The following is a 26,089-nucleotide window of genomic DNA, read 5'->3' as shown; positions in this document are numbered from 1 at the left end:
GACTGTATTGATTTTTTGATATATAATATTAATATATTATTAACTTATTTTAAGAGGAAATTATGTCAATTTAAAAAAAACACCGTCACAAAACAAACATTGCACTTGCAGCACTTACTTCTCTATGCGTCATAGGTGCAGTAACAACACTTTCAGCTCCATATTGGGTGTCTTCAACTTCGATTTTAGCGCCACTTGCAGTTTTTGCAGCTACACCACTTGGAATGAGTCTACTTGCAACTGTTGCCGTTGCATTGGTTAGTTTAGCAATATATTCCATCATCAAAAACAATAAAATATCTGAGCCTAAAACTCTGAACATTGTTATTATAATGAATAAAAAAGATCTATTTGTGAAAGTAAAAAATGAAGATTTTGAGTATATCAAAAAACACAACCAAAATAAGAATCAAGATGGCAGTGTTATCTCCGATGAGTATCTTATATATTTTAGCTTAGAAAGTAACAGTTACTACATTACTGCTACAAGTAAGGAAATGGATAACAATGATGGATTATTAAAGATAAATTCATTAGGAAGAAAAAATGATCAAGGTGAGTATGAATTAATAGATGAATATAGAAAAAAGTTAGAAACGTTAGGTTTAGGCGTTGAAGAAAATGGTCCTAAAGAACTCATCATTAAACTTGTGCCAAGCTCAATTATTAGATCACCAGAAATTGAGCAACAAGAGAAAGAAAGATCATTATCCAGACAAGTATAAAAGGGGTAGACTAAATAAGCCTGCCCTTCATTTTTTAGTGTTAGTTATTTAAGCTTATTATAGAAGCTGTCTCAAAGTATCCGTTCAGATGTATGACTAATGTGTAAATATCGAAGCAAAAGTGGTATCATCCCAGTGCTTGACACTGGGATCCAGTTTTCTTGATAAATTTACCAAAAGTGTTTCATTCTATAACGCAAAATCCATACTTACCAAACCGAATGCATTACTTGCAATCTCGATCCCAGTGTCAAGCACTGGGATGACAGAAAAAAGAGCACTGCCATCATATTGGATAACACCATTTATTTCTATAGCTGTCTTTTCTATCTTATTTTGCCACCCTACTGAACGAATACCTTACGAGAAGTTACTAAGGATTTTTATTTAGTCTGACTGCATCCTTTACCTTATCTAACAACCCATTAATAAAGCCAATTTTGTTTGGAGCATCAAGTAAATCAGATGCAATGTTAGTATATTCATTAATAACAATTGGTGCTGGTGTATCAAAATCAATTAACTCACATACTGCAATACGCAAAATAGATAAGCTTATAAGATTTAATCGTGAAAGTGACCAGCTTGGGTGTAAATAAGACTCTATTATTTTATCATATTCTTCACTGCTTTTTATAACTTTACATAACAAGTTTTCTAAGAACTGATGTTCAAATTCTTCACATTCAAATATATCTTTCAACGTCCTTATGTAGTCCTTAAGCTCACAATTTTCCAATTTAAAAGTGCTTTTGTTGTAACTTACAAAAATATTTGAATAAGCAATTTGTACAGCAAGAAATCTTGCCGTACTTCTTTTTATGCGCCACTTTTTATCTACTGGTTTTTCCTCCATTATTTTAATTTATTGTGTAGATCTATCATATGCAAAACAGTTGAGGCTGCATGGCCACCAACGTTCTTTTTATTTTTGTCAGCTCTAATTAGTGCTTTATCTTTGCTGCCAGCGGTAATTACGCCCATACCAAGGGGTATTGCATAATGCATAATAACTTCATTTAAGCCTTCGATTACTCCTTTACAAACGTATTTATAATGATCAGTTTCACCGCGAATCACGCACCCAAGAGCTAAATAACCGTCATAATTAGCATTCTTGCTTTTTACTGCAAAGAGAATTGTAGCTGGTATCTCAAATGCACCAGGAACTTCAATTATGTCATAGCTTGCATGACTTTCTTTTAATCTATCAACTGCACCTTCAAGCAAAAGGTTCGCTATTTCAGTGTGGTAAATTGAATTAACTATTAGTATTTTCGACATTTATCCCCACTTTTCTTGTTAAAAGCAACTTTATTAATGATTGTTGAACCAGAGTTATAACATTACTAAATATCCAATATATTACCAGGCCGGCAGGAAAAGAAGAAAAAATAAAGACAGAAATGTAAGGTAAAAACTTCATAACATTTACTTGAATATCATCTTTACTGGTTTGATCTTTCTCACTTAGCTTCTGCTGAATTATCATGGTAGCGCCGAAAATTATAGGTAAAATGCCTATAGAAATAGGAAAGTTATAATTAAACAACCCAAATAATGTAAAAATGTTTGTTGGATCAGAAGCTGAAAGATCCTTAATCCATAAATAAAAAGGGGCGTGTCTCATCTCTATAGTAACAAATAATACTTTATACAGAGCAAAAAATACTGGTATTTGTATGAGCATAGGGAAAATGCTCGACATTGGATTTACATTGTTTCTCTTGAACAACGCAATTGTCTCTTTGTGCTGCTTTAAGCTGTCATTTTTGTACAACTCTTTTATACGAGTTAATTCAGGCTGCAGGCTTTTCACCTTGAACATCGAAATATATGATCTATTAGATAAGGGAAGCATCAAAAGTTTGATTACTAAAGTTAGCAATAATATTGCTAAGCCAAAATTTTTCAAAACAAAGTTAAAATATTCAAGCAGTAAAAACACCGGCTTGGTTATAAAATAAAGAACACCAAAATCTACAGCCTTATCAAACAAAGGTATATTGAGAGTGTCTTTATAAGAATCAAGTAAATTCAATTTCTTTGCCCCAGCAAAAAAGTAGTTCAGAGTAGAAGCACTTGTACCAGGGAGTATGTGTGTGTAAGGTCTAACAAAATCTGCTTGAAACTTATCAATGTTATTAACATTCGTGTGTTTAATGCTCACATTTATTTTATCTGATTTCTCAGGTATGATGGCTGTAAGCCAGTATTTATCAGCAAAACCAAACCAATTTTTTCCACTCGTGCTTGCCTTTATTAAACGCTTCTTAGAAATATCCTTATATGTCCACTCCTCTAGCTTATTGTTAAATGCACCTAGTACTCCTTCATGTGATATCCAATAGGATTCGTTAATATTATCACGTTTACGATTGATTTTACCATAGGGAACCAAAACTACATTATCTTTTGTATTGTTTTCAATAATTTGCTCAACTTTAAACATGTAGTTATCGTCAAGGCTAATTTTCATTCTAAATAAAATGCCATTTTCATTATCCCAAAATAAATTGACCTCTTTTTGATTGAGTTTATCTGCTTGCCATACTGTTTTAGAATCTGGAACTTTAATCTTTTCATTCGGATCGAGCCACCCAAATTCTGCGAAATATACATCTTTTGATTCTGCAGGTGACAGTAACACCACTTGTGGAGAAGAAGAACTCGGTTCTAAGTGGTAGTTAGTTAGGATTAAGTCATCAAACCTTGCACCTTTCAGAGAAATTGATCCTTCAAGCATGTTATTGGTTAAATTAACTCTCTGTTCTCTAGTAGAATTAATAATTTCAGAACGATTTTGGTATATCATAGGAGCAAGGTCGTTAGAAGATTCGATATGTTCAATATTTTCAATCGATGGTTGGCTTTGGCTCGTGTTAAGAAAATTATCATAAATAATATGCCATAATACTATAATTAATATAGAAAGAATTGTTGCTAAAATTAAATTTTTTGCTTCTGACATGAAATTAAATCGAACATACCTCCTTAAAGTATATATTAAATATTGTACTAAAACAATAAAATTTACTTATTTTTAATAATAGCTTTTAACGCTAATCTTAAAAATTTACTCTTATGGCTTCAAATTTTAATAATATGAATGCAGCAAAAAATCTAGTTATTTGGCTACTGATAATAGTCATTACTGCAATGTTTATTGATTCACAAGGGGATAAACTAAGCAATAGGTTTCTGAGCACTTTTCTACCGTACAAAGGAAGGGTTCAAAATGGCGGAAGTATTGAATTTACAAAGTCATACGATGGACACTTTTATATTCAAGCTCAAGTCAATGATCGTAATATAACGTTTTTGCTTGATACCGGAGCAACTGATATTGTTCTATCGCAAAAAGATGCGTTACATGCTGGTATTAACTTACAAAACATTCAAGACTTTAAAATATATGAAACTGCAAAAGGTCAAATAAAAGCTGGAGTGGTTCAAATACCTCAAGTTAAAATAGGAAATTTTTTAATTAATGATGTGCACGCTAGTGTTAATACTCACTCTATGTCCCATTCATTACTTGGTATGAGCTTTTTGAGATATTTTCATTTCACTATTAGGGATAACAAGCTAATATTATATCGTAGTTAAACGTTCTATACTCTACTTATCAACGCTCTGCAGGTCAATATAGGAGCAGAGATAAATATTGCGGAACAGGTGCCGATTGCAATGCCAAAAGAAATGATTAAGCAGAAGTCTCTGACCACACCTGTACAAATCAGCACTAAAGGAAGAGCGGCAAGAAGAGTAGTACCTGAAGTTAACATAGTGCGAAATAGCGTCGAATTAATGCTGGCATCAACTACTTCACCTATTTTTGCATTTTTTCCACTTTTTTGATACTCTCGAATCCGATCATATATAACCACTGAGTTATTGATTGAGTAGCCAATTACGGTAAGGAGAGCTGCAACTGATGAAATATTAAACTCAATACTCGTTAAACTGATAAAGCCAAGAGTTAAAATCACATCATGGATCAGTGCCATTATTCCACCAAGTCCACACTGCCAGTTAAATCTAAGCCAAACATAAAAAAATATTCCAATAATTGCAATTAACATAGCTGATATCCCTTCAAATATCTGCGTTGAGCCTATTTGTGGACCAACATAATCTATTTTGCGATAAGTTACTAAATTACCTAATTTGCTCTCTAATATACTTTTAACCTTTTTAATTTTATCTTCATCTCCCTCATCTTTAAACCGCACAACTAAGTTATCACCAGCTTTTGAACTCTGTATCGTAAATCCACTCTCTTTTAATATACCGAGAATAGCATCATCCTTGCTTGAAGATTTTATCTCTATCAAAATTCCACCTGTAAAGTCTATACCCAAATTCATTCCACGCAGCATAAAAGTAAGCATTGAAAAAATGATAAGAATAACGCTAACAAGTGCTGTCAAATTTCTATATTTACTAAATCTTATATCAAGATTATCTGGAATAAGTCTAATTGCCATAGTTCCTACTTAAATTGTGATTTTATATACTTTTTAAGCAATCGACTAGCTATTTTCTCTTAGCTTATACTAATAATGATCTTTGATTTACTTAATCTACTTGAACAAGATATTTGATCAAAAAAATGAAAACAGCCTGGTTGTCATTAATAAAGTGCTACTTAAACATCTTTTTTAATCGATTGATTTCATCAGCAAATTTTGGGTCAGTTCTTATGAAATTTTCCACTTGTTTGACTGCGTGTATAACAGTAGCATGATCTCTACCACCAAAATTTCTTCCAATATCTGGTAAACTTTTTTGCGTAAACTTCTTTGCGAAATACATAGCTATTTGTCTCGGCCTCGCAAGACTGCGAAGCCTTCTATTAGATTGCATATCTGCAACCTTTATATTGAAAAATTCAGCTATTTTTCTCTGTATTTCTTCTATTGTAATTGACCTATGATTTGACCTAAGAAGATCAATTAGGGTCTCACTAGCTGATTCTACTGTCATGCTTCTTCCAATTAAAGAGGTATGAGCAACCTTATTTAATGCTCCTTCTAGTTCTCTTATATTGGATTTTATATTCCTTGCCAAAAATTCTAGGACATCCTTTGGAACATACATATTCATTCGTTCCACTTTCGCCTGCAATATACCAAGTCTTAATTCAAAAGTTGTTTCATTAATATCTGCAACTAATCCCCAACCAAGTCGCGATTTTATTCTTTCTTCTACTCCATCAAGATCACTAGGAGACCTATCAGCTGATATAACCAATTGTTTATTTTGGTCTATCAATGCATTGAAAGTGTGAAAAAATTCTTCTTGTGTACTATCTTTACCACTGATAAATTGCACATCATCTACCATCAATACATCTACTGATCTAAATTGCTCTTTAAATAACATAATATCTTTGCTCCGCAGCGCCGTAATATATTGATACATAAATTTCTCTGCTGATAAATATACCACTTTTCTTTTTGCTGACGGAGAATTGACTATGTACCAAGCTACAGCATGCATTAAATGTGTTTTACCAAGTCCCACTCCACCATATAGAAATAAAGGGTTGCTTCCTGATATTGGATCTATAGATTCCGCTACACGCTTTGCCGCTGTAAATGCTAACTCATTTGACTTTCCTACCACAAAATTATCAAAAGTGAATCTGGTATCTAGTGGTGAACCAAGATTATGATTATTTTCCTCTCTATTTTTTAGTATCGTATTAGAATTTGAATTTCTTTCTTCAATTAATTGAATATCAATAGAACATACACTTTGATCTTCGCTTTGCCATAATGATAATATTTTTTCCATGTAGTGAACTGTAATCCACTCCTTTATAAATCTTGTTGGCACAGACAACAAAACTTCTCCATTTCTGTTGCTGATAAATCTTAGTGAACTCAGCCAGCTGTTATATGTTGCTTCTCCATAGAGATTATGGAGATAATTTTGGATTTTTTCCCAAGTAACATTGTGGTCCGTTACTGTAATAATCTGATCAAAAAACATAGTAGAAACCTTAGGGTTAGTTAAGTTCATATACCACACCAAGAAAGAACAATAATCAGAAAGATGCAAGATAATCAATAGCTTACTGTAAGATAAAAAGCTAACACTACTTAATACATACCTAAAATTATGAGGATTTTTTGACGAGTTGTAAAGAGTATAAAAGCACTAAAATTGATCATTTTTTTGAAATAAAAACAATCAATTTGTAAATGTCGCTTGTACCGAGGATTAGAAGTATGTTATTAAAAAAATAGTAATATATTATGTATAAATAAGATATTAAATTTACTGATAAATAAGTAAAGTACTTGTATAAATATAGCTGATTTAGTATAAATTTATTGAAGTAAATTTGTGATTATATTAAGTAATTTGAGTCATAATACTGTATTCGGTATTGAACTGGAGTTTTACACTGAGGGAATAAAAAAAGAATATTTATTTCTGAATAGCATCAAAAATAAAATAGCTTCTCTTGGATTTTTTTGTGAGAAAGAGAGTTCTTTAAACCAATATGAGATAAAAAGTGACTGTTATACGAGCTCTGATAATTTAATTATGCATTTTGAGTTGGCAAAACAATTACTTACTGAAGTAGGACAAAAACTTGGGGGTAATGTTTCTTTTAAAGCAAAACCTTATTTGGATAGAGCAGGCAGCGCACTAAATGTACATGTTAGCCTCATGGATTCAAATAATCATAACTTATTTTATGGCAATAAGCAAAAATATAGTGACCACCTGATTCACAGCATAGGTGGATTATGTGCAATGATGAAAAAACATATGCTATTTTTTGCTCCAAATGATGATTCATATTTAAGATTTCAGTACCCAGATATTCATACTCCAACTACGATTAGTTGGGGAGTGAATAACAGAACTGCTGCGATAAGAATTCCCTATTTTGGCAACGATTCCAAAAGATGCCGCCTAGAGCACCGTGTTCCTGGAGCAGATTGTAACCTTGAAAAAGTACTCACAGCAATAATTGAAGGTATAGTTTTTGGTATAGAGAACAAAATTGCTCCGCCAAATAGAGTGTATGGCATTGCATCTGATCCTCAATATAAGATGGAGAGTTTGATATAGCAACTACCTGTTAAACCCTAACCCATTAAACTCCTTTGAGGTAATTGGCCATTCTAGCACTTTCCTCACATCATTATTTACATTCCCATACTGTAATAGCAAGTCTGCAGCAGATAGTTTCTGCGTACTTTTAGATGATCCAAGCCCTATATTGGTAAGGTTGCTCGGTGGCTGCTCAGGAAGTGGATTACCAAGTGCATCCATGTGTTTAGGTAAAGGTTCCATAACAATATTTGTAGCACTAGAAACGAAATGACTATCTGTAGTATCAGCACTTTTAGAAAGTGAATTACCTTTGAAATCCATATGTTTAGGTAGTCCATTTTTCATTTCTTCTTCTGCTCTTTTATTTTTTAATTCTTCTTCTAGCTCAGTTTCAGTTCTTTTTGGTTCTTTTACGGTATCTTTTTCTTCACCTTCATCAACACTGCTATACCCTTCATCTTCTGACATATCATCAGTTTTAACAGACTTAGGTCTTGCTTTATTAAGCAATGAAAGTAATGCGTAAGTAACTGCAGCAGCAGTAACTATAATGGCTATCTTTGCAGCAATGTGAATCACTGTCAAAAATACTAAAGTTGATGAAACACCAACCAACCCAGATACGATCATTTTATTCTTGCCTTCTGTCACACTTAAAACTGCTACCATAATAATCCCTCAAATACCATACTAAAGTCATATTATATAGAAATTTTCTTACGCTTGCAAAACTGTAAAAATTTTAATCATTTACATAAAGACATATAAGGATTAATTAATATATAATTTATCTTAGCTATAATATGATATAAATACGTATAATGTTTGGCATGAAAAGCTTACTTGTAGAGAGGAATAGAACAGTAATATTATTGCTTATCGTGATTTTTACCTTCGGCTCATACACTTATATAAAGATGCCAAGAGAAAGCAATCCTGATATACAGATTCCTATAATTAGCGTATTTGTTGGGTTTCCTGGTATTTCTGTCGAGGATAGTGAAAAGTTATTAGCTATTCCAATAGAAAATGAACTAAGGTTCATTGAGGGCGTGAGAGAGCTAAAGGCACTTGCAACTAATGACGGTGCTCACATGATAATTAAGTTTGGTACAGAATATGATAACAAAGAAGTACTTGATAACGTCCGTTCAAAGCTTTTAAACATAAAATCAAAATTACCTATTGAAGCAGAATCTCCGATAATCAACGAAATAAACTTGAGCTTATTTCCGATACTAAACGTTGGCTTGATTGGTAATTTGCCGGAAAGAGCTTTAACTGAAATAGCACTCAAACTAAAGAAAGAAATAGAATCTCTGCCAAATGTTCTTAAAGTTGAAGTGGCAGGTATGCGTAAAGAAACAGTGGAAGTTATAATTGAGCCCACAGTTCTAACAAAATATAACATTCAATCAAATGAGATATTTCAAGCTATATCAAACAACAACAGATTGGTAGGAGCTGGATCACTAGAAAACGATACCGGTAAATATTCGATTAAAATATCAGGGTTATTAAAAGACATAGAAGATATTATGAATATTCCTATTAGATCTCAAAGTGATGCAGTTTTGAGAATCAAAGATATAGCAAAAGTATACTTTGGGTTTGAAGATCACCAAGGATTTGCTCGTATTAATGGACTACCTAGCATTGTACTAGAAATTTCAAAACGTAATGGAAAAAACATAATAGACACGGTAAATCAAGTAAAATACTTAATGGACAAAGCAAAAGATCAATTACCTGAAAATTTAAAAGTAGTTTATTTGAATGACCAGTCAAAAAATGTACGTGATGTGCTTGAAGACTTGGAAAATGGTATAATATTTGCCGTATTACTAATACTAACCATAATAATGCTCTTTATGGGAAAAAGGGCTGCTATTCTTGTTGCACTATCAATACCTGGCTCCTTTCTCATAGGAATAATGGCTCTTTACCTAATGGGTATTACTCTAAATATAGTTGTGCTCTTCAGTCTAATTATGGCAGTTGGGATGCTGGTTGATGATGCAATTGTAATCAGCGAATATGCTGATAGAAAGATGATTTGTGGGATGGATAAAGTAGAAGCCTTTTGCACCTCAGTTCATGATATGTTCTATCCAGTTTTATCATCAACATTAACTAAATTAGCAGTGTTTTTCCCTCTGTTACTCTGGCCCGATACAGTCGGTAAATTTATGCAGTACATACCAATTACAATAATTCTAACTTTAACTGGATCGCTAATTATGGCTTTGGTTTTTATACCAACACTTGGTGCAATATTTGGTGAACCTTCAATAACTTCAAAAAAAGAAATAATAAGAATGAGTGCTATAGAAAGTGGTGAGGTAAAAAATACTGGGCTTATAATAAGAACTTATGTACGTATGTTAGAGAAAGTCTTAGATCACCCCAAAAAATTTGTATGTGTTGTTGTATTTGTTTTATTTTTGTCTAGTATATTATATTTTACTTTTGGTCCTGGATTAAAGTTCTTTCCGAATGTAGATTCAGATAACATTTTAATCAGCGTTAAAGTAAAAGAAAGCTTATCAGCCAAAGAACGAGATTTGATACTTAAGAAAGTAGAAGAACGTATTTTGGGTGTTAAAAAAGAAATTTATGTTTTTTATGCTCGATCAGGAAAATTTTTAGACAACGTTATTGCCAAAATTCAATTGGAACTTGTAGATTGGCGCTGCAGGCGCAAAGCTAAGCAAATACTAAATGATATAAGGAGTAGTGTACAAAACATAAAAGGAGTAATAATTGATGTACAGGAACAAAAGTCAGGACCATCAGCTGACAAGCCAATACAAATTAACTTAAGCGGAAGTGCATCCAACTTGAATTCAGTAGCAGAGAAAATCCTAAAAATTATGGACCAACCTTCATCTGGATTTATAAATATTCAAGATAGTAGATCAGCACCTGAAATAGAGTGGAATATGAGTATTGATAAGAGTAAGGCTACAAGCTCTGGAGTAAGTGTTGCAACCATCGGTGATTTTATAAAGATGGTTACAAATGGAGTATTAATTGGAAAATATAGACCAAATAACGCAGATGAAGAAATTGATATTGTACTACGCTTTCCCAGAAAGAATCGCAACATGAAAACTATAGATAACCTTTTTATCAATACAGCAAATGGACCATATTCTATGAGTAGCATAGTGAAATACGTTCCCGAAAAAAAGGCAAACAAACTAAGTAGGATTGATGGGTCACGCACAGTAACAATCTCTGCTGACGTTGATACTGGCTATCTTGTTGATGAAAGAGTTAAGTTCATTCAAAATTCGATTACTCAAGACTGTAGTAAAGGAGTAAAGATTGATTTCAAAGGTGACAAGGAAGATCAACAAAAATCAGGAGCATTTTTATTAAAGGCTTTTATATTAGCAATTACATTGATGATATTGGTGCTAGTGGCACAGTTTAACAACATATACTATACATTTATCGTAATGACAGCAGTGTTTTTATCAACAACATGTGTATTTTTCATTTTCTTTCTTATTCAGAAAGTTTTTGTAGTTGTCATGTGTGGAGTGGGGATAATTGCTTTAGCAGGAATTATAGTGAATAATAATATACTATTGCTTGATGCCTTTCATCAGCAAATTAAGGTGCGCAAAAATAACATTAAGCAATGTATAATAAACGCTTCAATTTCTCGCATCAGGCCAATACTACTTACCGTTGCAACTACAGTTCTTGGTTTAATACCGATGATTACTAGGTTAAATATCAGTTTTTTTACGCTACAAATCACATATGATGCTCCATCAAGCCAGTGGTGGGTTGATATTTCAGCAACCATAGCAAGTGGAATATTGGCTGCAACGGTCTTAACTTTATTCTTTACTCCGGCATTGCTTATCATACAAAGACATGAAAAAACTTGACTTAAATTAGCAATCATTTAACATTTAAGATAGCGTTCTTTACCTGTTGAAGCTATAATTATAACTAATTAAATTGGATTTATTTATATGATTGCTAATCGTAAAAGCAGTGTTAAGCAGAAAAGCAACAAGAATAACATAGTTGGAAGCCTTGATGTAATAAAAACAGCGGGAGAGCTCTCACTTCAAAAAGGTTTGGATTTTAATATTATAATAAATGCACTTAAAAGTGCTATCGAAGCAGTAGCTCAACAAAAGTATGGTAGCAAAAGTAAAATTGTAGTTAATATAGATAGAAACACAGGCAAAGTTACCTCATATAGACAACTAAAAGTCATTAATGATGAATCAAATGAAAATGAGTGTGACTTAATTAAGTTGACACAAGCTAAGTTAATAAAAGAAGATGCAAAAGTTGGAGATACTATTAGTGAGTTGATTTCTCTTAACACTGATCTTGTTTCAGCAAGAATTGCCCAGCAAAAGATTTCTGAAATAATCAAAAATGAAGAGTTAAAAAAGCAATATGAGGAATTTAAAGATAAGGTAGGAGAAATGAGGTATGGCATCGTTAAACAAGTAGAATATTCAGATCTTATTATAGACATAAACGGAATTGGAGCATACCTCCCTTTACGAAACTTAATTGGTGGTGAGTCATTTCGTGAAGGCGATAAGGTTAAAGCTTACATACAAGCTGTTAAGCGCTCTGACGATGGACGTCAAATCATTCTTTCTAGGACTCATGAAGGCTTTTTAGAGGCATTGTTGAATCAAGAAGTACCAGAAGTTGCTGACGGATTGATAACAATTAAAGGTATAGCTAGAGACGCTGGTTCAAGATCTAAAGTTGCTGTTTTTTCATCTGATAAGAATATCGATCCAGTAGGTGCTTGCGTTGGAGTTAAAGGAGATAGAATAAAAACTATTATACACGAATTAAACGGTGAAAAAATCGACGTCATACATTACTCATCAGATTTGGGTCAATTTGTTATTAAAGCCATTACTCCTGCAGAAGTATCAAAGGTCATTATTGACGAAAATGAAAATTGTATAGAGTTAATAGTTGCTGAAGATCAATTGAGTTTAGCTATAGGAAAAAAGGGTCAGAATGTAAGATTAGCTTCAGAGCTTGTTGGATGGAAAATTGAGATATTAAGCACTCAGCAAGAATCAGAAAGAAGAAATAAAGAATTTAGTCAATGTTCAGTTTTATTTGCTGAAGCTTTAAACTTAGAAGAGATTATGGGCCAATTATTGGTAACAGAAGGTTTTTCCAGTGTAGAAGATATATCTAACACTTCAATTAAGGAACTTGCTTCAATAGAGGGCTTCAATGAAGATATTGCAAATGAACTTCATAATAGAGCAAATAATTACCTGAAAGCAGAGAATGATAGAAAAATAGAAGAGCTAAAAAATTTAGGTATGGAAGACGATGTAATCAACTTAGCCTTATCAATAGATAATAAAATTGCTCTTAGTAAACATAATATTAAAACTTTAGAGGACATAGCAGATTTATCAAATTATGAGTTTTGTAGCATAATCTCTTCCTCAACTAATAATAAAGAAAATCTAAAAGATACAGCAGATTTAATAATCATAGAAGCACGTAAAAAGCTTGGATTAATATAAAAACAATATGAATAATGAAGATATCAGTAATAAAAAATTAACCCTACAAGGCTTAAGCAAGCTTAAATTAGACATTAATTTAAACTCTTTAGATAGTCAAAGTACTGGTACTACAATAGTAAAAAAAAGAAGAAAAATTCATTCTGCAGAAGAATATAGTTTATTTGACGAGAGTAAATTAGGCTCTTTAACTGAAAAAGAACAAATTTCCCGCATTAATGCTGTACAGAATGCTACTTTGCTGAAAGAAAGGAATCAGAGAGAACAAGAAGAGAAAATAAAAAAAGAAGAAAGCAATCAAGAAGCTGAAGATAAAAATGAATCACACTCTGTACCTAAAGAAATAAATAAGGAAGTTTTAAGTAATACTAACTCAGTTGAACAAAAAGAAGATAGTATTGAATATGAGAACAATGATAAAAAGTCTTTTAAAGCTAGCAAAGATATATACTCTAAGCATTCTAAGCTAGTAATTACACAGGCAATAGATGAAAGAAATGAACACCTCCCTGTATTTAAGCAAAAATTTGGTATAAGAAGTAAACAATCAAAGTTTACTAAGGGTAAAAATATATCAAGAGAAGTTATTATACCAGACAAAATAACTATCAGAGAGTTATCTATTCGTATGGCAGAAGAGAGCAAGAGTGTGCTAAAAATGCTCAAAGAAGAAGTTGGGGAGAGCTATAGAGTAGATGATCTAGTAGATCCAGATATAGCATGCGAAATAGCAAAAAAATTTAGTCATACTGCTAAACGAGTAAGTGATGCTGATAAAGAAAAGAATTTACTCTTCATAAGCAACAGAGAAAACTTACCTAAAAGACCAAAACCACCTATCGTTACTTTTATGGGACATGTGGATCATGGTAAAACATCATTGCTCGATGCATTTCGTGAATCTAATGTTGCAGAAAGAGAGTCAGGTGGAATCACTCAACATATAGGTGCTTATCAATTAACGACAAAAAATAAGCAAAAAATTACTTTCATTGATACACCAGGGCATGAGGCGTTTACTGCAATGCGTGCACGTGGTGCCAATATTACTAATATAGTTGTGATAGTAGTTGCAGCTGATGATGGAATCATGAAACAAACAGTTGAAGCAATAAATCATGCAAAAGCAGCAAATGTCTCTATTATAGTTACCATTAATAAAATTGATAAATCACAACCTGGCGATGTAGAAAGAATAATTAATAGTTTGCCTCAGTATGACCTCATCCCCGAAGAACTTGGTGGTGATGTTATAATTGTGCCAGTATCAGCAAAAAACAAAATCAACTTAGATAAACTAGAAGAGGCAATTTTATTAATTGCTGAATTAATGACGCTAGAAGGAATAGAGGATTGTCGAGCACTTGGATGGGTGATAGAGTCGAAAATAGATAAAGCTAAAGGAATATCAGCTACATTAATAGTTGAAGAAGGAACATTAAAGATTGGTGACATATTGATAGTTGGTACAACATACAGCAAAGTACGCAGTATGATTAATCACCTTGGTCAAAGAGAAAAAGCGGCACTACCTTCTACTCCAGTTGAAGTTACTGGTTTAAATGGTGTACCAAATGCTGGAGATAAATTTGTTGTTGTAAACTCTGAAAGGCAGGCTCGTGAAATTGTTGAATACAGGTTAGAATTAATCAAGAAAAAGAAAGAAGATTTAGACGACAATAATTTAGATATATTCAGTCGTAATGATAGTGAAACAGAAGAACTATCTGTAGTTTTAAAGTGCGATGTCACTGGTTCTATTGAAGCAATATCAAGCTCAATTGATAAGCTTGGTAAAGACCAAGTGAAATTAAATATTCTACACAAAGCAGTAGGAGGAGTAACAGATTCAGATGTGCTGCTTGCAGAAGCATCAAGCGCAGTAATTTTAGCTTTTAATGTAAAAGTGGATTCAAAAATAAGAGAATTAGCAAAACAAAAAGGTATAGAAATACATACTTACAATATAATATATGAGCTTATTGAAGACATGAGGATGTATCTAACTAAAATGTTAAAGCCTGTTACACGAGAGGTTCGTGTTGGTTCTGCATCTGTAAGGCAAATATTTAATGCATCCAAAGCCGGTAATATAATCGGATGTTATGTCACTGATGGAGTTATAAAAAAAGATTCTTTAATTAAGGTAGTACGTGGCAGCAAATTGGTGCATGAAGGAAAGTTAAAAGCACTACGTAGATTTAAAGATGACGTTAAAGAAGTAGGTGTAAACTTTGAATGCGGAATATCGCTAGAGGGTAATATCGATATTAAAGTTGGAGATATTTTGGAAGCTTATCAATTAGTGCAAGAAGAAAGGACGTTATAGTAGTTGAATATGAAAAAGGAAATTAGAAACCTAAAAGTAGCATCGGTATTACATAGGGCAATATCAAAAGTCTTAATGGAAGGTAATGTTCTTAATGAAAAAGTAGTAGTATCTGATGTAAAGCTAAGCAAAGATTTGAAGAAAGCAGATGTATATATTGTGTTATCTTCATTAAACATCCAAAATGATAATGATGATATCAGCACTGTTGTTAATGAAATGAACCAATCTGCATGGTCAATACGTAAATCTATATTATGTTATGTTGATTTGCGATTTATACCTGAGTTAGTTTTTAAGCCTGATTTAGCATTCGATAATTTTGTCAATGTAAGCAAAATATTACATAATCACACTTAATTAATGTATTTCAACCATTATTTCTCATTAATGAGAATACACAGTTTAACAGGTTTATGGCTTGTGCTATTTTCTAGCTTAAGCGGCATTCTTTTAGCCTCAACTTTTCTATCGTATCAAGCTCTTTTTCTCCTTGTTTTGTTTACTATAGGTGCATTTTTAATGAGACCCGCAGGATGCATAATCAATGATATCTTCGATAGAGAAATAGATGCACACGTTGAACGAACAAAATACAGACCACTTGCAAGTGGTGCATTAAACATAAAGCAGGCTTTGGCTTTACTTTCACTGTTACTGTCTATTGCCCTGGTAATCTTATTATTAACCAATAAAACTACTCTTATACTTGGAATAATTTCAATGTGCATGATAGTTATCTATCCCTTGCTAAAGCGTTACGTTTGGTGGCCACAATTATTTTTAGGGTTTACTTTCAACATGGGATCACTCATGGGTTCAGCAGCAATAACAGACCAGATTAGCATAGAATCCTTGCTATTTTATATAGGATGCGTCTTTTGGACGCTTAGTTATGATACTATATACGCTCATCAAGATAAAAAAGATGATGAGAAATTAGGAATGAAATCTACTGCATTATATTTTGGCAATACAACAAAATCTTGGTTGAAAAGATTTTATTTAATATCCTTAATGGCATGGTTGTACGCTGGTATACTATCATCATTAAATAACATCTTTTATATTGCTTTACTTGCCATAGGATTCATATTTCACCACCAACACAAAAATTTCAATCCAGACGATTCTAATCAATGCATGTCCATATTTAAAAATAATTTCCAGATAGGACTCCTGCTCTTTTTCGGTATCCTTTTAGATAGAATTGTAAATTCTACTTTTGTATCCGTTCAGATGCATGGCTAATGTGTAAATATCGAAGCAAAAATGGTGTCATTCCAGTGTCAAGTACTGGGATGACAGAGAAAGCATCATATTGGGATGACACCATTTATTTCTATGGCTGTCTTTTCTATCTTATTTTGTCACCCTGCTGAACGGATTCTACTTTTTAGAACATATCTTGAAAGAAAATCAGGAAGATAATATGATAGGATCAGTAAAAAATATATCCAGGTGATGTAAGTGACAAAGAATGGAAATTTCTTGAGCCAAGAGTTGCACAAGGTGTGGCCAAGAAAGCACAAAATAGGAACAATTATTAATGTTATACAATACATAATGAAAGGTATTTGCCAGTAGAGCAAAAGATTTTCCTCCATGGAAGACAGTGTATGATTATTTTTTTAGGTTGCATAAGTAGTCACACATTGCTTGAATGCATACAAAATAAAGGCTGGTGTGCCCATTGATGTTATAAGATCAAATTACCAACCTTTTACTAGATGAAATCAAAAAGCTAAGGAATTAAGCCTTACCTTGATTGATTAAACCTCTATCCTGAATTAAATGACCTTGAACAGAAGTATTACTTAAATAACTTTGAGGCTCTAAGTTTATTTGCTGTTCTTCAACTTCTAATGTACTATCTCTATTGTGTAATATCTGTTGCATTGATTGATTTACTATTAAATCTAGTTCCTTATTAAATACAATCATAAATTTGTTAAACTTCTTTGGACTTAACTTACCTGTTTCTCTATCGTGGCATGCTTGCTCTACATATGAGTTTAAAAATCCTGAAATCTCATTAAACTTACCACCCGTGATTTTTGCAGTAACCTCTTTCTGCATTTCTACACAATCAATATTTAACCGATGTATTGATATCCCACTTTTTAATGCAGCTTGCTCTACTACTTTCTCAAATTCCTCTATAATATTTAATGCATAGCCCTGTGCTTCTAATTGTGATATAGACTGAACTACTGTGGAAATATACTTCTGACCTGTGATTTTCCTTATAAATACATCTAATAAAAGAAGTATACCGTTGTTATCAATACCTTGAACTGTAATAGCTTTAGAAGGTTCCATACTTATAGCTGCCTTAAAAGGAGAAGAAACAAACTGAAAAATACCTTTCATAGTATCTACCGTAGTGTAAGCAAAAATATTGATAAATGAAGATGGCTTACTTGTTCCGCTTGTAACTCCTATTTTATTAGGACCTATCTTATCATTTTGCAATGAATTTTCATCTTCTTTTACAATACTACGGCGATTATGGACACGTGTTGATAGGAAGCTGCTTTCTTCTTGTAAGTTAAGATGTTGGGTGATTTCTTCATTTCTTCTTATTCTTCCTTCTAGAAGGTTTCGTATTTCTAAGCTGTCTTCTTCATTAAGCGTATTTGCCACGGCTAAAGCTCCTCTAGCATCAACATAATCACTTTTATCAAGAATGAGCTTAACTATATTTAAATTGCCATAAGCAGCTGCAAAGTGCAAAGATGTCCAACCATCTTTATTTTTAGCGTTAACGTCAGCATGATTACTTATAAGAAATTTAGCTACTTCTAAATGACTGCTTTTAACAGCCCAATGCAAAGGAGTATTGCCATTATTGTTCTTAGCATTAACATCAGCCCCTCCCTCTATAAGCTTTTCTATTACACTTAAGCTACCATAACCTGCAGCATAGTGCAGAGGACGCATGTTATTTTTATCCTTTATATTTATACTAGCTCCTTCCTCTACAAGGTATTTAATAATATCTAAGTGACCATATATAGCAGCAAAGTGCAAAGGACACATACTATCTTTGTTTAATGATTTTATTATAGCCCCTTGCGCTACAAGGTATTTAGCAATATCTAAGTGACCATATACGGCAGCAAAGTGCAAAGGATTCATACCTTTTGTGTTATTTAGATTTACATCACCCCCTTTCCTTACAAGATGCTGAACAGTACCTAAGTGACCATGTATGATAGCATAATCTAAAGAAGTAAAATTCCTTTCATCAATAGCATTAATAATTTTGCTTAATTTATTAGGTTCTATTTTCTCTAATATCAGCTTAATAACTTCTTCATTACCATCTTTGGCTAGTAAATGTAAGATAGTACTTCTATCATAAATAGAATCAATAAATTCATTAACTAATCTGTCATATTTACTTGCATGACTCCAAACAGATATAATGTTATTCGGATTTATAATGCAAAATGATGTCATCATTTCTCTTAAAGTTTCTTCTTCTATTCCTGTTCGTTCTTTCTCTACTCTTACTGTTTTTTGTATCCCTTTATGAACTCTTGCTATTGACTCCTCCAGCTCAATCACTGAAAACTTATTGAGTAGATTAAGAGCATCCAAAACTTGTTGCTTACCTTTTTCTGATTTCTTCTGGAGGAAAATTTCTTCTATATCAATTTGATTGGGATCCAAGTAAGCCATATATGATACAATATCATGCGATTGCTGCCCAACATTTTTTTCTCTTCTTATTTTATTAAGGTTAAGCGTCAAAGTTATAAATAATTCTTTGGTGAGACCTAGCGCCTCGAGACAATCAGGATTCGGTTTTTTCATTTCTTCATTATAGAGTTTTAGATATTCACTAACATTAATCTTTTCTTGTTTAATATATGCTGTTGCTTGTGTCAAAGCTAATGGAAGATAGCCCAATGTTTGTGCTAACTCTACTAGATAGTAATCCTGTAACCTATCTTTTACTTCTAAGGTTCTTTCAATAAATGTTATAGCTTCTCCTAGAGAAAATCCATCATTCAACTGTGTCTTTTCTATTTCTTTTTCCCAATTCTTGCTACGAGAAGTAATTAAAACGTAAGGCTTTTCTCCATGAAAAAACAAATTAGGAAAATAGGATGGTAAAAATTTTTCGATCTCCTTATACTTACTGGTGTTATCAAAGATGAAAAGACTTTTTACGTCTCGAAAATACTGGTACACATCCTGGACAATAGATTCTATTTCTCTATCTCGAACAACATTAAAATCCATATCATTATCATTTTCTGTAGGAATCTCTAATTCTTTAGCTAAATTACGAAATGAATTGAAAAGAGTGTCATATGTTTTAGCATTTATCCATATAACTTTTGTCCAAATATTACTCTCCTTACTATATGCGTAGCTTCTAGCTAATTCACTTTTTCCTGTTCCATATTCTCCATTAATCAAGACCATTCGTGACAGTTCTACTTCTTGATTTTTACTATCTAACTTCTTTTTTAATTCGTCTAACATCACTTCTCTTTTTATAAAGAATTTTGGTAAATAGCCCAAATTAAAGGAAAATGTATTTTTACCTTCTTTTTCATGAAGTATTCGTAAATTTCTGATTTCTTCACGCAGTTCTTGTATATCCTTTTTTTTTGCTGAATCGTTTTCATTGATCTCTTTTAATATACTACTAGCCAATCCTTTCTTTTTTTCCTCATCTAAAATACGCACATACTCTCTTTTTTTAGATGTTTCACTAAGTACATATTTTTGTTCTAACTCTTCCCAACTTTCTAATTCCCACTTAAAGGGAAGCCGATAGCCGTATTTTTCAGCAAAGTCATGCTCCTTCAATTGATAATACTTAATAATCTCACCCTCTGCTTTCTCTATTCCCACCTTTTCATATAACTCTGAAGTCATCAACATTTCACCACTTTGTTTATCTTTTACTTGATGTCCAGTACGTGTAGTAAACGGGTACTTTCTTTTTGATTTACCTAAAATAACACCTTTAGTTATGTGAAGATTGGGAAATTCTCCTTTCTCGTTGCAAGATGTAGTGTAATTTATTACTCTGGATACAGTATCCATTGCTAACTTCTCAATCCCCCTATTATAAGACAACTGATTAGTATCCACAATTTTAGTGAATTGTTTCTCAAAACTTTGAAAAATTTCCAAGCCAGCTTCTATTAAAATCTTTCTTAAGTTACCTTCTGAAGGCGCAACTATTGTAGAAAATATTTTTGCTTTTTTCCTATGTTGGTTTGTAGAAATAAAACTCACACACTCCATAACTTGAGAAGTACCTACTTTCTCCACACTTGGTGGAATATAATTACCCACAGTTGATACAACCTTAGCTACTACTTTACCTGTTTTACGTACTTTTGAACCTGGTTTTGCTTCTTTAGAACATTCAGATAGTTTTTCCTCGAATTCTTTAACAAAAGTCTTAACAAAAAAAGTTGCTTTTTTCACTATTTCATCACTTGTAATGCTTATACAGCTAAACATTTCTTCATCATCAGTCGATGTACTACTGCTGCCTATAGATGAAGATCTTGTTACTCTAGGGCTCTCTTGACTTCGTCCACACTGAAGTTCTTCACTAGATAATATATTTTCATAATCAACTATTGCTGATCCAGCATCTACATAATCCATTTGATTATCTGCTACTTGTTCTCCTATATTTTCTTTACCTAACATAAAGCCGCCTATATTTTAATATTCATATTTTGATTGTTTTGTCGTAAACCTCTTTTCTGAAGATTGATTTCAACATTTGATTCTTATGCAGCTGTACCAAACCAAACTGCTGTGGAAACCTTACGGTAATCCTAAGTAACTTTAATTGCTGAGTAACAGTGTGCTTTTCTTTTGACTTCTGACTAAAATAGATATATTCTTAAAAAATTCAGAATTGCTTTCTGAGTGATATACATAATACAATGCATCTAACTCACACCCCATTTGTTCATTACGTTAGACTGGATTGTAGCTAAAGAGACCTAGCAAAGCAAGAATTTTTTTGCATACTTTAGCATTTTATTTTAGTTTTTATTTTAAAACTAAAGCAGCTCAGTTTCATGTATTTTTATTTCTTTATCGACTGTTATTTTTTTTCTTCAATGCATCTATGAGTAATGATAACGTGGACGGTAAAGCTTGTAAAGCAATTTTTTTATATAACAAGATTCAGCTATTTAATAAAAAGATCGTGGCTAGACCAAAAAATATAAGAGCTGAGAGAATATCAGTTGTTGCTGATGTTAAGATTGAAGACGAAACAGCAGGATCGGATCTTAAACGATGAAGCATTATAGGAATGAAAGTTCCGATGAACGTTGCAATAATTGACATCATAATCATGGAGACCACAAAAATCATCTCCACTTTGACATTGTGAAACCTTATTGCTAACACTACTAATGAAATAGTAGATAAGATCACCCCGTTTATAAGACCTATTAAAAATTCTTTCATCAGTATTCTTTTTGCATTTTGCTCAGTTAGATATTTTGTTGCGATTGCCCGGATAGTTAGTGTTACTGTTTGGGATCCTGCATTTCCGCTCATCGATGCAATGATTGGCATAATTATTGGCAGTACTATAAAATTTTGTATTACGTTATCGAAAAAGCCAACTACTATAGAACATATTGTTGCAGCTAAGAGGTTAAACAGTAACCAAGGTAGTCTTTTAATTATAGTTTTATGTATAGGGGCATTTATATCAGATTTAGAAGATACACCGCTTATTTTAAGCACATCCTCTTCTGCTTCTTGTTGAACAATTTTGATTACATCTTCAATAAGGATTACACCTATAATTTTACCATTCTTATTTACTACTGGAGCTGATAATAGAGCGTAATCTTTAAATATTCTTGCTACTTCTTCTTGGTCCATTCCAGTTTTAATTATTTTTATATCTTGACTCATTATCTCTTTTATTATTGTTTCTCCTGAGTGAGATATTACCTTATTTAAGTTGAAAATGCCTATGGGTTCTAATTTTGAGTTAATGATGAAAATTTGATAAAATGTTTCTGGTATTTTTTTATAGTTGCGCAAGAATTCCATTAGCTGATTTATCGTCCAATAATATGGAGCTATAACCATATTTTTATGTATCAACCTTCCTGCACTTTCTTCTGGGTATGATAACAATTCCTCTACTAATTTTTGAGTTGCATTGGGTAAGTAGTTAAGTATATTTTCTATAGACTTTCTATCTAAATCTTTCACTATAGCTACTATGTCTTCTATATCAAGAAGCATTAGTAACTTTGCTGTATTTTCTATTCCCAATATTTCTATGATCTCTACTTGTAAATCTGGTACTACATGTACTAAGGCATCACTTAACAAATGTTGATCGAGGATATTAACTAATTTCTCCCTGTGATCACTGATCGAAGTAGATAAAAAATAAGCTAACTGAACGCTATCTATCGTTTTTACAATATTACGAACATTCTCTAATTCTTGATTATCGAGAGACTCTATTAAATCATCAATAGCCTTTTTGTCTAAACCATAATGAGAACTTGTTTTAATATTCATTACTTTACCTTATTTTTTTAATAAATATACACACTTGATTTTATTGAACATTCAAGTATAATAAAATTATTTTGAATTAACTATTATATGGTTAAATTTCTATTTTGTTTGCTGTTATTGTTAGTGATAATAAATATATTAAAGTCTAAAGTATAATGAAAACCCATCCAGAAATCCTTGAATACTTTCAAGGCTTAAATAAAAGTATTTCTCTTATCAGGAGGTGTCTTTGACATAGAAAAATTGAAGTTGCGTCTTGAAGAGCTGGATTCTCAAGCGTTGAATGATAATCTGTGGCAAGACAATCAAAAAGCACAAGAAATTTTAAAAGAACGCTCTAAAATTAAGCATGACATAGAATCGTTTTCAAAGCTAGAAAGCGATTACAACGATGCTATCAGCTTGATGAAATCTGCTATTGATGAGAATGATGAAGAATTTTTTTCTGAAGTTAAAGGTGAGTTAGTAAAGCTAGAGAAATTAATCAAACTTAAAGAGACAAAATCCTTATTTACTGGTGAAGCAGATAACAATAACTGCTTTTTAGAAATCCACTCAGGAGCTGGTGGAACAGAGAGCAATGATTGGACTGAGATGCTCATGCGCATGTATACAAGATGGGCAGAAATTTATCACAATTTTAAAGTTGAAGTTGTAGAAAAATTAGATGGTGATGCAGTTGGTATAAAATCTACAACAATAAAGATCATCGGAGAAAAAGCTTACGGGTGGGCAAAAAGCGAAAGTGGAGTTCATAGATTGGTTAGAATATCACCATTTGATGCAAATGGTAAACGTCATACCAGTTTTGCAAGTGTAGGAGTAACTCCAGTGATTGAAGATTCAATAGATATTGTTGTGGATGAAAAGGATTTAAAGATCGACACTTACCGTGCTTCTGGAGCAGGTGGTCAGCATGTAAATAAGACTGAAAGCGCGGTACGTATTACGCATATTCCAACAGGCGTTGTAGCTCAATGCCAAAATGGTCGTTCTCAACATCAAAATAAAGATGAAGCACTTAAACTACTTAAAGGACGTTTATATCAAATTGAATTGGAAAAAAAAGAACAGAAAATGGCCGAAGAATATGGCAAGAAATGCGATATAGGTTGGGGCAGTCAGATCAGATCGTATGTTATGCATCCATATCAAATGGTAAAGGATTTAAGGACTGGACATGAAGTTGGCAATATAAATTCCGTTTTTGATGGCAATATAGATTGTTTCATAGTTAGTGTATTGGAGTTAAAATGAGATTTATTAAAAAGCTAAGTTTTATGCTCTGCTAATAAGGGGAAAAGAAAACCAAAATCTATTGAGAAAAATGGAACAATTTTGTGAATATATCTATTATCCAAGTAGCTGATGAAAATGGCAACTCGTTTCTTATGGGCACAAAAATGTAATATGAAGAGAAATCTTCGTACATTAAGTTGTAGCCGCGCAACGTCTGCCATTGATGATTATTTCACCTACTGTAACTGCTGCTAAAATAAAGCAGTAATAAACTTGTGTTAACAAAGAAATAGGTGAGACAGAAGCAATGCTACCTGCTAGCAGCAGCTGGGAACCATAAGGCAAAATGCCTTTTGTAACGCAAGCAAAAATGTCTAACAAGTATGCACTACGGTATGACGGAATATTATGCTTTTGCGCGAGCCTTTTTGCAATATCGCCACTTAATAAAATAGCAATGGTATTATTAGCAACTAAAACAGTAAACATAGATGCTATACCCGCTATTACAAATTCAGCTTTAGTTTTTGTGATATTGCTTTCATCGATAAGTTTGTGTAATGCCTTTTGACCCTGCTTGTACATTATATGACTCAATCCGCCAATAAATAGAGCAAATATCACTATCTCGTTTACTTTTTTGAAACCGTCATATATGTCATGAGAGAGTTGAATGATAGTATAGTCAAAAAAAGTCATCCCTAATACACTAGCAACAATTATATTTATAGTTATTGTTACTAAAGTAGTAACTTCAAATAACCCCATGATTATTAAAGAAATATAAGGAATAATCTTTATTACTGATAAATAATCTAAATTTGATGTAGGAATAATTTTTGTACTATCTGCCATAATTGCCAGATAGACAAGCGTTATAATGCTGGCAACAAATGCTACTTTAGAATTCACTTTAAGTTTATCCTTTATCGTGGCCCCCTGTGAAGAAACAGATGCAATAGTAGTGTCAGATATCATTGAAAGATTATCACCAAATACGGCACCTCCAACTACAGTTGCAGTTCCTATTTCAAGACCAAAAGCCCCACTTTTTGCTAAGTTAACAGCTATTGGTACCATTAATACAACAACTCCCATAGACGTACCAATTGCAGTTGATATAAAAGCGGAAGCCAAAAATACTCCAGGCAGTAGTAATCTTGCTGGAAGGAAATTGAGAATTAAATCAGCAACAGTATCTGCACTACCAATTGATTGAGTCACCACAGAAAATGCTCCAGAAAATAGAAAAGTTAAACACATAGTAAGGGTGTTTTTATCGCCCATACCCTCGATGACAGTATCGATGTTACGTTGAATTTTACCTGCACTGCATGCAACAGCAAAAAATAGCGCCGGTAGTAGGCAAATTACCGGTGAAACTTGGCGAAGCGGATTATCAATTCCAATAAAGGAAAAATAGACACCACTTCCAAGGTATAAGATCAAAAAAATAACCAAAGGAAAAAAAGCTGTCATTTTACTGCCTTAAAACCTATGATTATAATCAATTAAGTGGTTTCAGGCAAGCTTGGTTTTCTGTAAGTTAATAACAGTCCTTTTAGACTCTCAAGTTACGCTATGGAAAATGCGTTGACTATTCTACCATAATATATAGC

At 32.6% G+C, this 26,089-nt stretch carries 19 protein-coding genes; 9 read left to right on the top strand and 10 right to left on the bottom strand.

Going from position 1 to position 26,089, the window contains the following annotated elements:
* Positions 1–85: 85 nt before the first annotated feature.
* A complete protein-coding gene (locus JKF54_RS06190) occupies positions 86–322 on the bottom strand; it encodes a hypothetical protein (protein ID WP_246433191.1) in 237 nt (78 codons plus the stop codon).
* Positions 323–332: 10 nt separating this feature from the next.
* Between JKF54_RS06190 and JKF54_RS06185 the strand changes: the two genes are divergently transcribed.
* Positions 333–725, top strand: a complete 393-nt coding sequence (locus tag JKF54_RS06185) for a hypothetical protein (RefSeq protein ID WP_246433190.1) — start codon at positions 333–335, stop codon at positions 723–725.
* Between the two features lie 373 nt (positions 726–1,098).
* On the opposite strand, the gene nusB is transcribed toward JKF54_RS06185, so the two are convergent.
* From nusB to yidC, 3 genes are read right to left on the bottom strand one after another with little or no spacing between them, the layout of a single operon-like run.
* Complete coding sequence (nusB, locus tag JKF54_RS00595; RefSeq protein WP_211908184.1) at positions 1,099–1,581, bottom strand: transcription antitermination factor NusB; 483 nt, start codon at positions 1,579–1,581, stop codon at positions 1,099–1,101.
* Positions 1,581–2,009: a 6,7-dimethyl-8-ribityllumazine synthase gene (locus JKF54_RS00590; RefSeq protein WP_211908182.1), complete on the bottom strand. Its 429-nt coding sequence runs from the start codon at positions 2,007–2,009 to the stop codon at positions 1,581–1,583. Before JKF54_RS00590 ends, nusB begins: the two co-directional genes overlap by 1 nt.
* Positions 1,987–3,696 carry a membrane protein insertase YidC gene (gene yidC / locus JKF54_RS00585; RefSeq protein ID WP_211908181.1) on the bottom strand — a complete coding sequence of 570 codons (1,710 nt, stop codon included), beginning with the start codon at positions 3,694–3,696 and terminating at the stop codon, positions 1,987–1,989. Before yidC ends, JKF54_RS00590 begins: the two co-directional genes overlap by 23 nt.
* 113 nt (positions 3,697–3,809) lie before the next feature.
* Between yidC and JKF54_RS00580 the strand changes: the two genes are divergently transcribed.
* Entirely contained in the window at positions 3,810–4,334 is a 525-nt protein-coding gene (locus JKF54_RS00580; protein ID WP_010401102.1) for a TIGR02281 family clan AA aspartic protease, read from the top strand.
* A gap of 5 nt (positions 4,335–4,339) precedes the next feature.
* On the opposite strand, the gene secF is transcribed toward JKF54_RS00580, so the two are convergent.
* Together secF and dnaA are read right to left on the bottom strand one after the other, a co-directional pair.
* Complete coding sequence (gene secF, locus JKF54_RS00575) at positions 4,340–5,215, bottom strand: protein translocase subunit SecF (protein WP_211908179.1); 876 nt, start codon at positions 5,213–5,215, stop codon at positions 4,340–4,342.
* A gap of 157 nt (positions 5,216–5,372) precedes the next feature.
* A complete protein-coding gene (gene dnaA / locus JKF54_RS00570) occupies positions 5,373–6,755 on the bottom strand; it encodes a chromosomal replication initiator protein DnaA (RefSeq protein ID WP_211908177.1) in 1,383 nt (460 codons plus the stop codon).
* A 327-nt stretch (positions 6,756–7,082) separates the two neighbouring features.
* Here dnaA and JKF54_RS00565 point away from each other — a divergent pair, with 327 nt between their 5' ends.
* Positions 7,083–7,820, top strand: a complete 738-nt coding sequence (locus JKF54_RS00565; RefSeq protein ID WP_211908175.1) for a type I glutamate--ammonia ligase — start codon at positions 7,083–7,085, stop codon at positions 7,818–7,820.
* Positions 7,821–7,823: 3 nt separating this feature from the next.
* Here the strand turns inward: JKF54_RS00565 and JKF54_RS00560 are convergent, their stop codons facing one another.
* Positions 7,824–8,474, bottom strand: coding sequence for a hypothetical protein (locus tag JKF54_RS00560; RefSeq protein WP_211908173.1), 651 nt, complete (start codon positions 8,472–8,474; stop codon positions 7,824–7,826).
* A 161-nt stretch (positions 8,475–8,635) separates the two neighbouring features.
* Between JKF54_RS00560 and JKF54_RS00555 the strand changes: the two genes are divergently transcribed.
* The 5 genes from JKF54_RS00555 to ubiA all read left to right on the top strand — a co-directional run bounded on the left by JKF54_RS00555 (position 8,636) and on the right by ubiA (position 16,931).
* Complete coding sequence (locus JKF54_RS00555) at positions 8,636–11,710, top strand: efflux RND transporter permease subunit (protein ID WP_211908171.1); 3,075 nt, start codon at positions 8,636–8,638, stop codon at positions 11,708–11,710.
* Positions 11,711–11,797: 87 nt separating this feature from the next.
* On the top strand, positions 11,798–13,351 hold the full coding sequence (gene nusA, locus JKF54_RS00550) for a transcription termination factor NusA (protein ID WP_211908168.1): 1,554 nt from the start codon (positions 11,798–11,800) through the stop codon (positions 13,349–13,351).
* A 7-nt stretch (positions 13,352–13,358) separates the two neighbouring features.
* A complete protein-coding gene (infB, locus tag JKF54_RS00545) occupies positions 13,359–15,680 on the top strand; it encodes a translation initiation factor IF-2 (protein ID WP_211908166.1) in 2,322 nt (773 codons plus the stop codon).
* A 9-nt stretch (positions 15,681–15,689) separates the two neighbouring features.
* Entirely contained in the window at positions 15,690–16,040 is a 351-nt protein-coding gene (locus JKF54_RS00540) for a ribosome-binding factor A (RefSeq protein ID WP_006015187.1), read from the top strand.
* Positions 16,041–16,043: 3 nt separating this feature from the next.
* A complete protein-coding gene (gene ubiA / locus JKF54_RS00535) occupies positions 16,044–16,931 on the top strand; it encodes a 4-hydroxybenzoate octaprenyltransferase (RefSeq protein ID WP_211908164.1) in 888 nt (295 codons plus the stop codon).
* A gap of 501 nt (positions 16,932–17,432) precedes the next feature.
* Here ubiA and JKF54_RS06180 read toward each other — a convergent pair.
* Both JKF54_RS06180 and mgtE read right to left on the bottom strand, forming a co-directional pair.
* On the bottom strand, positions 17,433–21,371 hold the full coding sequence (locus JKF54_RS06180; protein WP_246433189.1) for an ankyrin repeat domain-containing protein: 3,939 nt from the start codon (positions 21,369–21,371) through the stop codon (positions 17,433–17,435).
* A 489-nt stretch (positions 21,372–21,860) separates the two neighbouring features.
* The gene (gene mgtE, locus JKF54_RS00525; RefSeq protein ID WP_211908162.1) at positions 21,861–23,231 is read right to left on the bottom strand and encodes a magnesium transporter; all 1,371 of its coding nucleotides are present in this window, start codon (positions 23,229–23,231) and stop codon (positions 21,861–21,863) included.
* A 155-nt stretch (positions 23,232–23,386) separates the two neighbouring features.
* Here mgtE and prfB point away from each other — a divergent pair.
* Positions 23,387–24,488, top strand: a protein-coding gene (gene prfB / locus JKF54_RS00520) for a peptide chain release factor 2 (protein ID WP_246433188.1) whose coding sequence is annotated in 2 segments (ribosomal slippage) — positions 23,387–23,452 and positions 23,454–24,488 — 1,101 coding nt in all. Because the reading frame shifts where the segments join, the coding sequence is not laid out codon by codon here.
* Positions 24,489–24,662: 174 nt separating this feature from the next.
* Here prfB and JKF54_RS00515 read toward each other — a convergent pair.
* Positions 24,663–25,949: a Na+/H+ antiporter NhaC family protein gene (locus JKF54_RS00515; protein WP_211908158.1), complete on the bottom strand. Its 1,287-nt coding sequence runs from the start codon at positions 25,947–25,949 to the stop codon at positions 24,663–24,665.
* Positions 25,950–26,089 lie beyond the last annotated feature (140 nt).

Source organism: Wolbachia endosymbiont of Spodoptera picta (genome assembly GCF_018141665.1).
Taxonomy (GTDB): domain Bacteria; phylum Pseudomonadota; class Alphaproteobacteria; order Rickettsiales; family Anaplasmataceae; genus Wolbachia.
Note: the sequence above shows the minus strand (reverse complement) of the source record. Positions and strands in the feature narration are given on the sequence as shown.

What these genes read in the sequence shown, in the direction of transcription:
- nusB (WP_211908184.1), bottom strand. Translation starts at nt 1,581, where the DNA reads ATGGAGGAAAAACCAGTAGATAAAAAGTGGCGCATAAAAAGAAGTACG.
- JKF54_RS06180 (WP_246433189.1), bottom strand. Translation starts at nt 21,371, where the DNA reads ATGTTAGGTAAAGAAAATATAGGAGAACAAGTAGCAGATAATCAAATG.
- JKF54_RS00540 (WP_006015187.1), top strand. Translation starts at nt 15,690, where the DNA reads ATGAAAAAGGAAATTAGAAACCTAAAAGTAGCATCGGTATTACATAGG.
- secF (WP_211908179.1), bottom strand. Translation starts at nt 5,215, where the DNA reads ATGGCAATTAGACTTATTCCAGATAATCTTGATATAAGATTTAGTAAA.
- nusA (WP_211908168.1), top strand. Translation starts at nt 11,798, where the DNA reads ATGATTGCTAATCGTAAAAGCAGTGTTAAGCAGAAAAGCAACAAGAAT.
- JKF54_RS00555 (WP_211908171.1), top strand. Translation starts at nt 8,636, where the DNA reads ATGAAAAGCTTACTTGTAGAGAGGAATAGAACAGTAATATTATTGCTT.
- ubiA (WP_211908164.1), top strand. Translation starts at nt 16,044, where the DNA reads ATGTATTTCAACCATTATTTCTCATTAATGAGAATACACAGTTTAACA.
- JKF54_RS00560 (WP_211908173.1), bottom strand. Translation starts at nt 8,474, where the DNA reads ATGGTAGCAGTTTTAAGTGTGACAGAAGGCAAGAATAAAATGATCGTA.
- mgtE (WP_211908162.1), bottom strand. Translation starts at nt 23,231, where the DNA reads ATGAATATTAAAACAAGTTCTCATTATGGTTTAGACAAAAAGGCTATT.
- JKF54_RS06185 (WP_246433190.1), top strand. Translation starts at nt 333, where the DNA reads ATGAATAAAAAAGATCTATTTGTGAAAGTAAAAAATGAAGATTTTGAG.
- JKF54_RS00590 (WP_211908182.1), bottom strand. Translation starts at nt 2,009, where the DNA reads ATGTCGAAAATACTAATAGTTAATTCAATTTACCACACTGAAATAGCG.
- yidC (WP_211908181.1), bottom strand. Translation starts at nt 3,696, where the DNA reads ATGTCAGAAGCAAAAAATTTAATTTTAGCAACAATTCTTTCTATATTA.
- JKF54_RS00580 (WP_010401102.1), top strand. Translation starts at nt 3,810, where the DNA reads ATGGCTTCAAATTTTAATAATATGAATGCAGCAAAAAATCTAGTTATT.
- JKF54_RS06190 (WP_246433191.1), bottom strand. Translation starts at nt 322, where the DNA reads ATGTTCAGAGTTTTAGGCTCAGATATTTTATTGTTTTTGATGATGGAA.
- JKF54_RS00515 (WP_211908158.1), bottom strand. Translation starts at nt 25,949, where the DNA reads ATGACAGCTTTTTTTCCTTTGGTTATTTTTTTGATCTTATACCTTGGA.
- infB (WP_211908166.1), top strand. Translation starts at nt 13,359, where the DNA reads ATGAATAATGAAGATATCAGTAATAAAAAATTAACCCTACAAGGCTTA.
- dnaA (WP_211908177.1), bottom strand. Translation starts at nt 6,755, where the DNA reads ATGAACTTAACTAACCCTAAGGTTTCTACTATGTTTTTTGATCAGATT.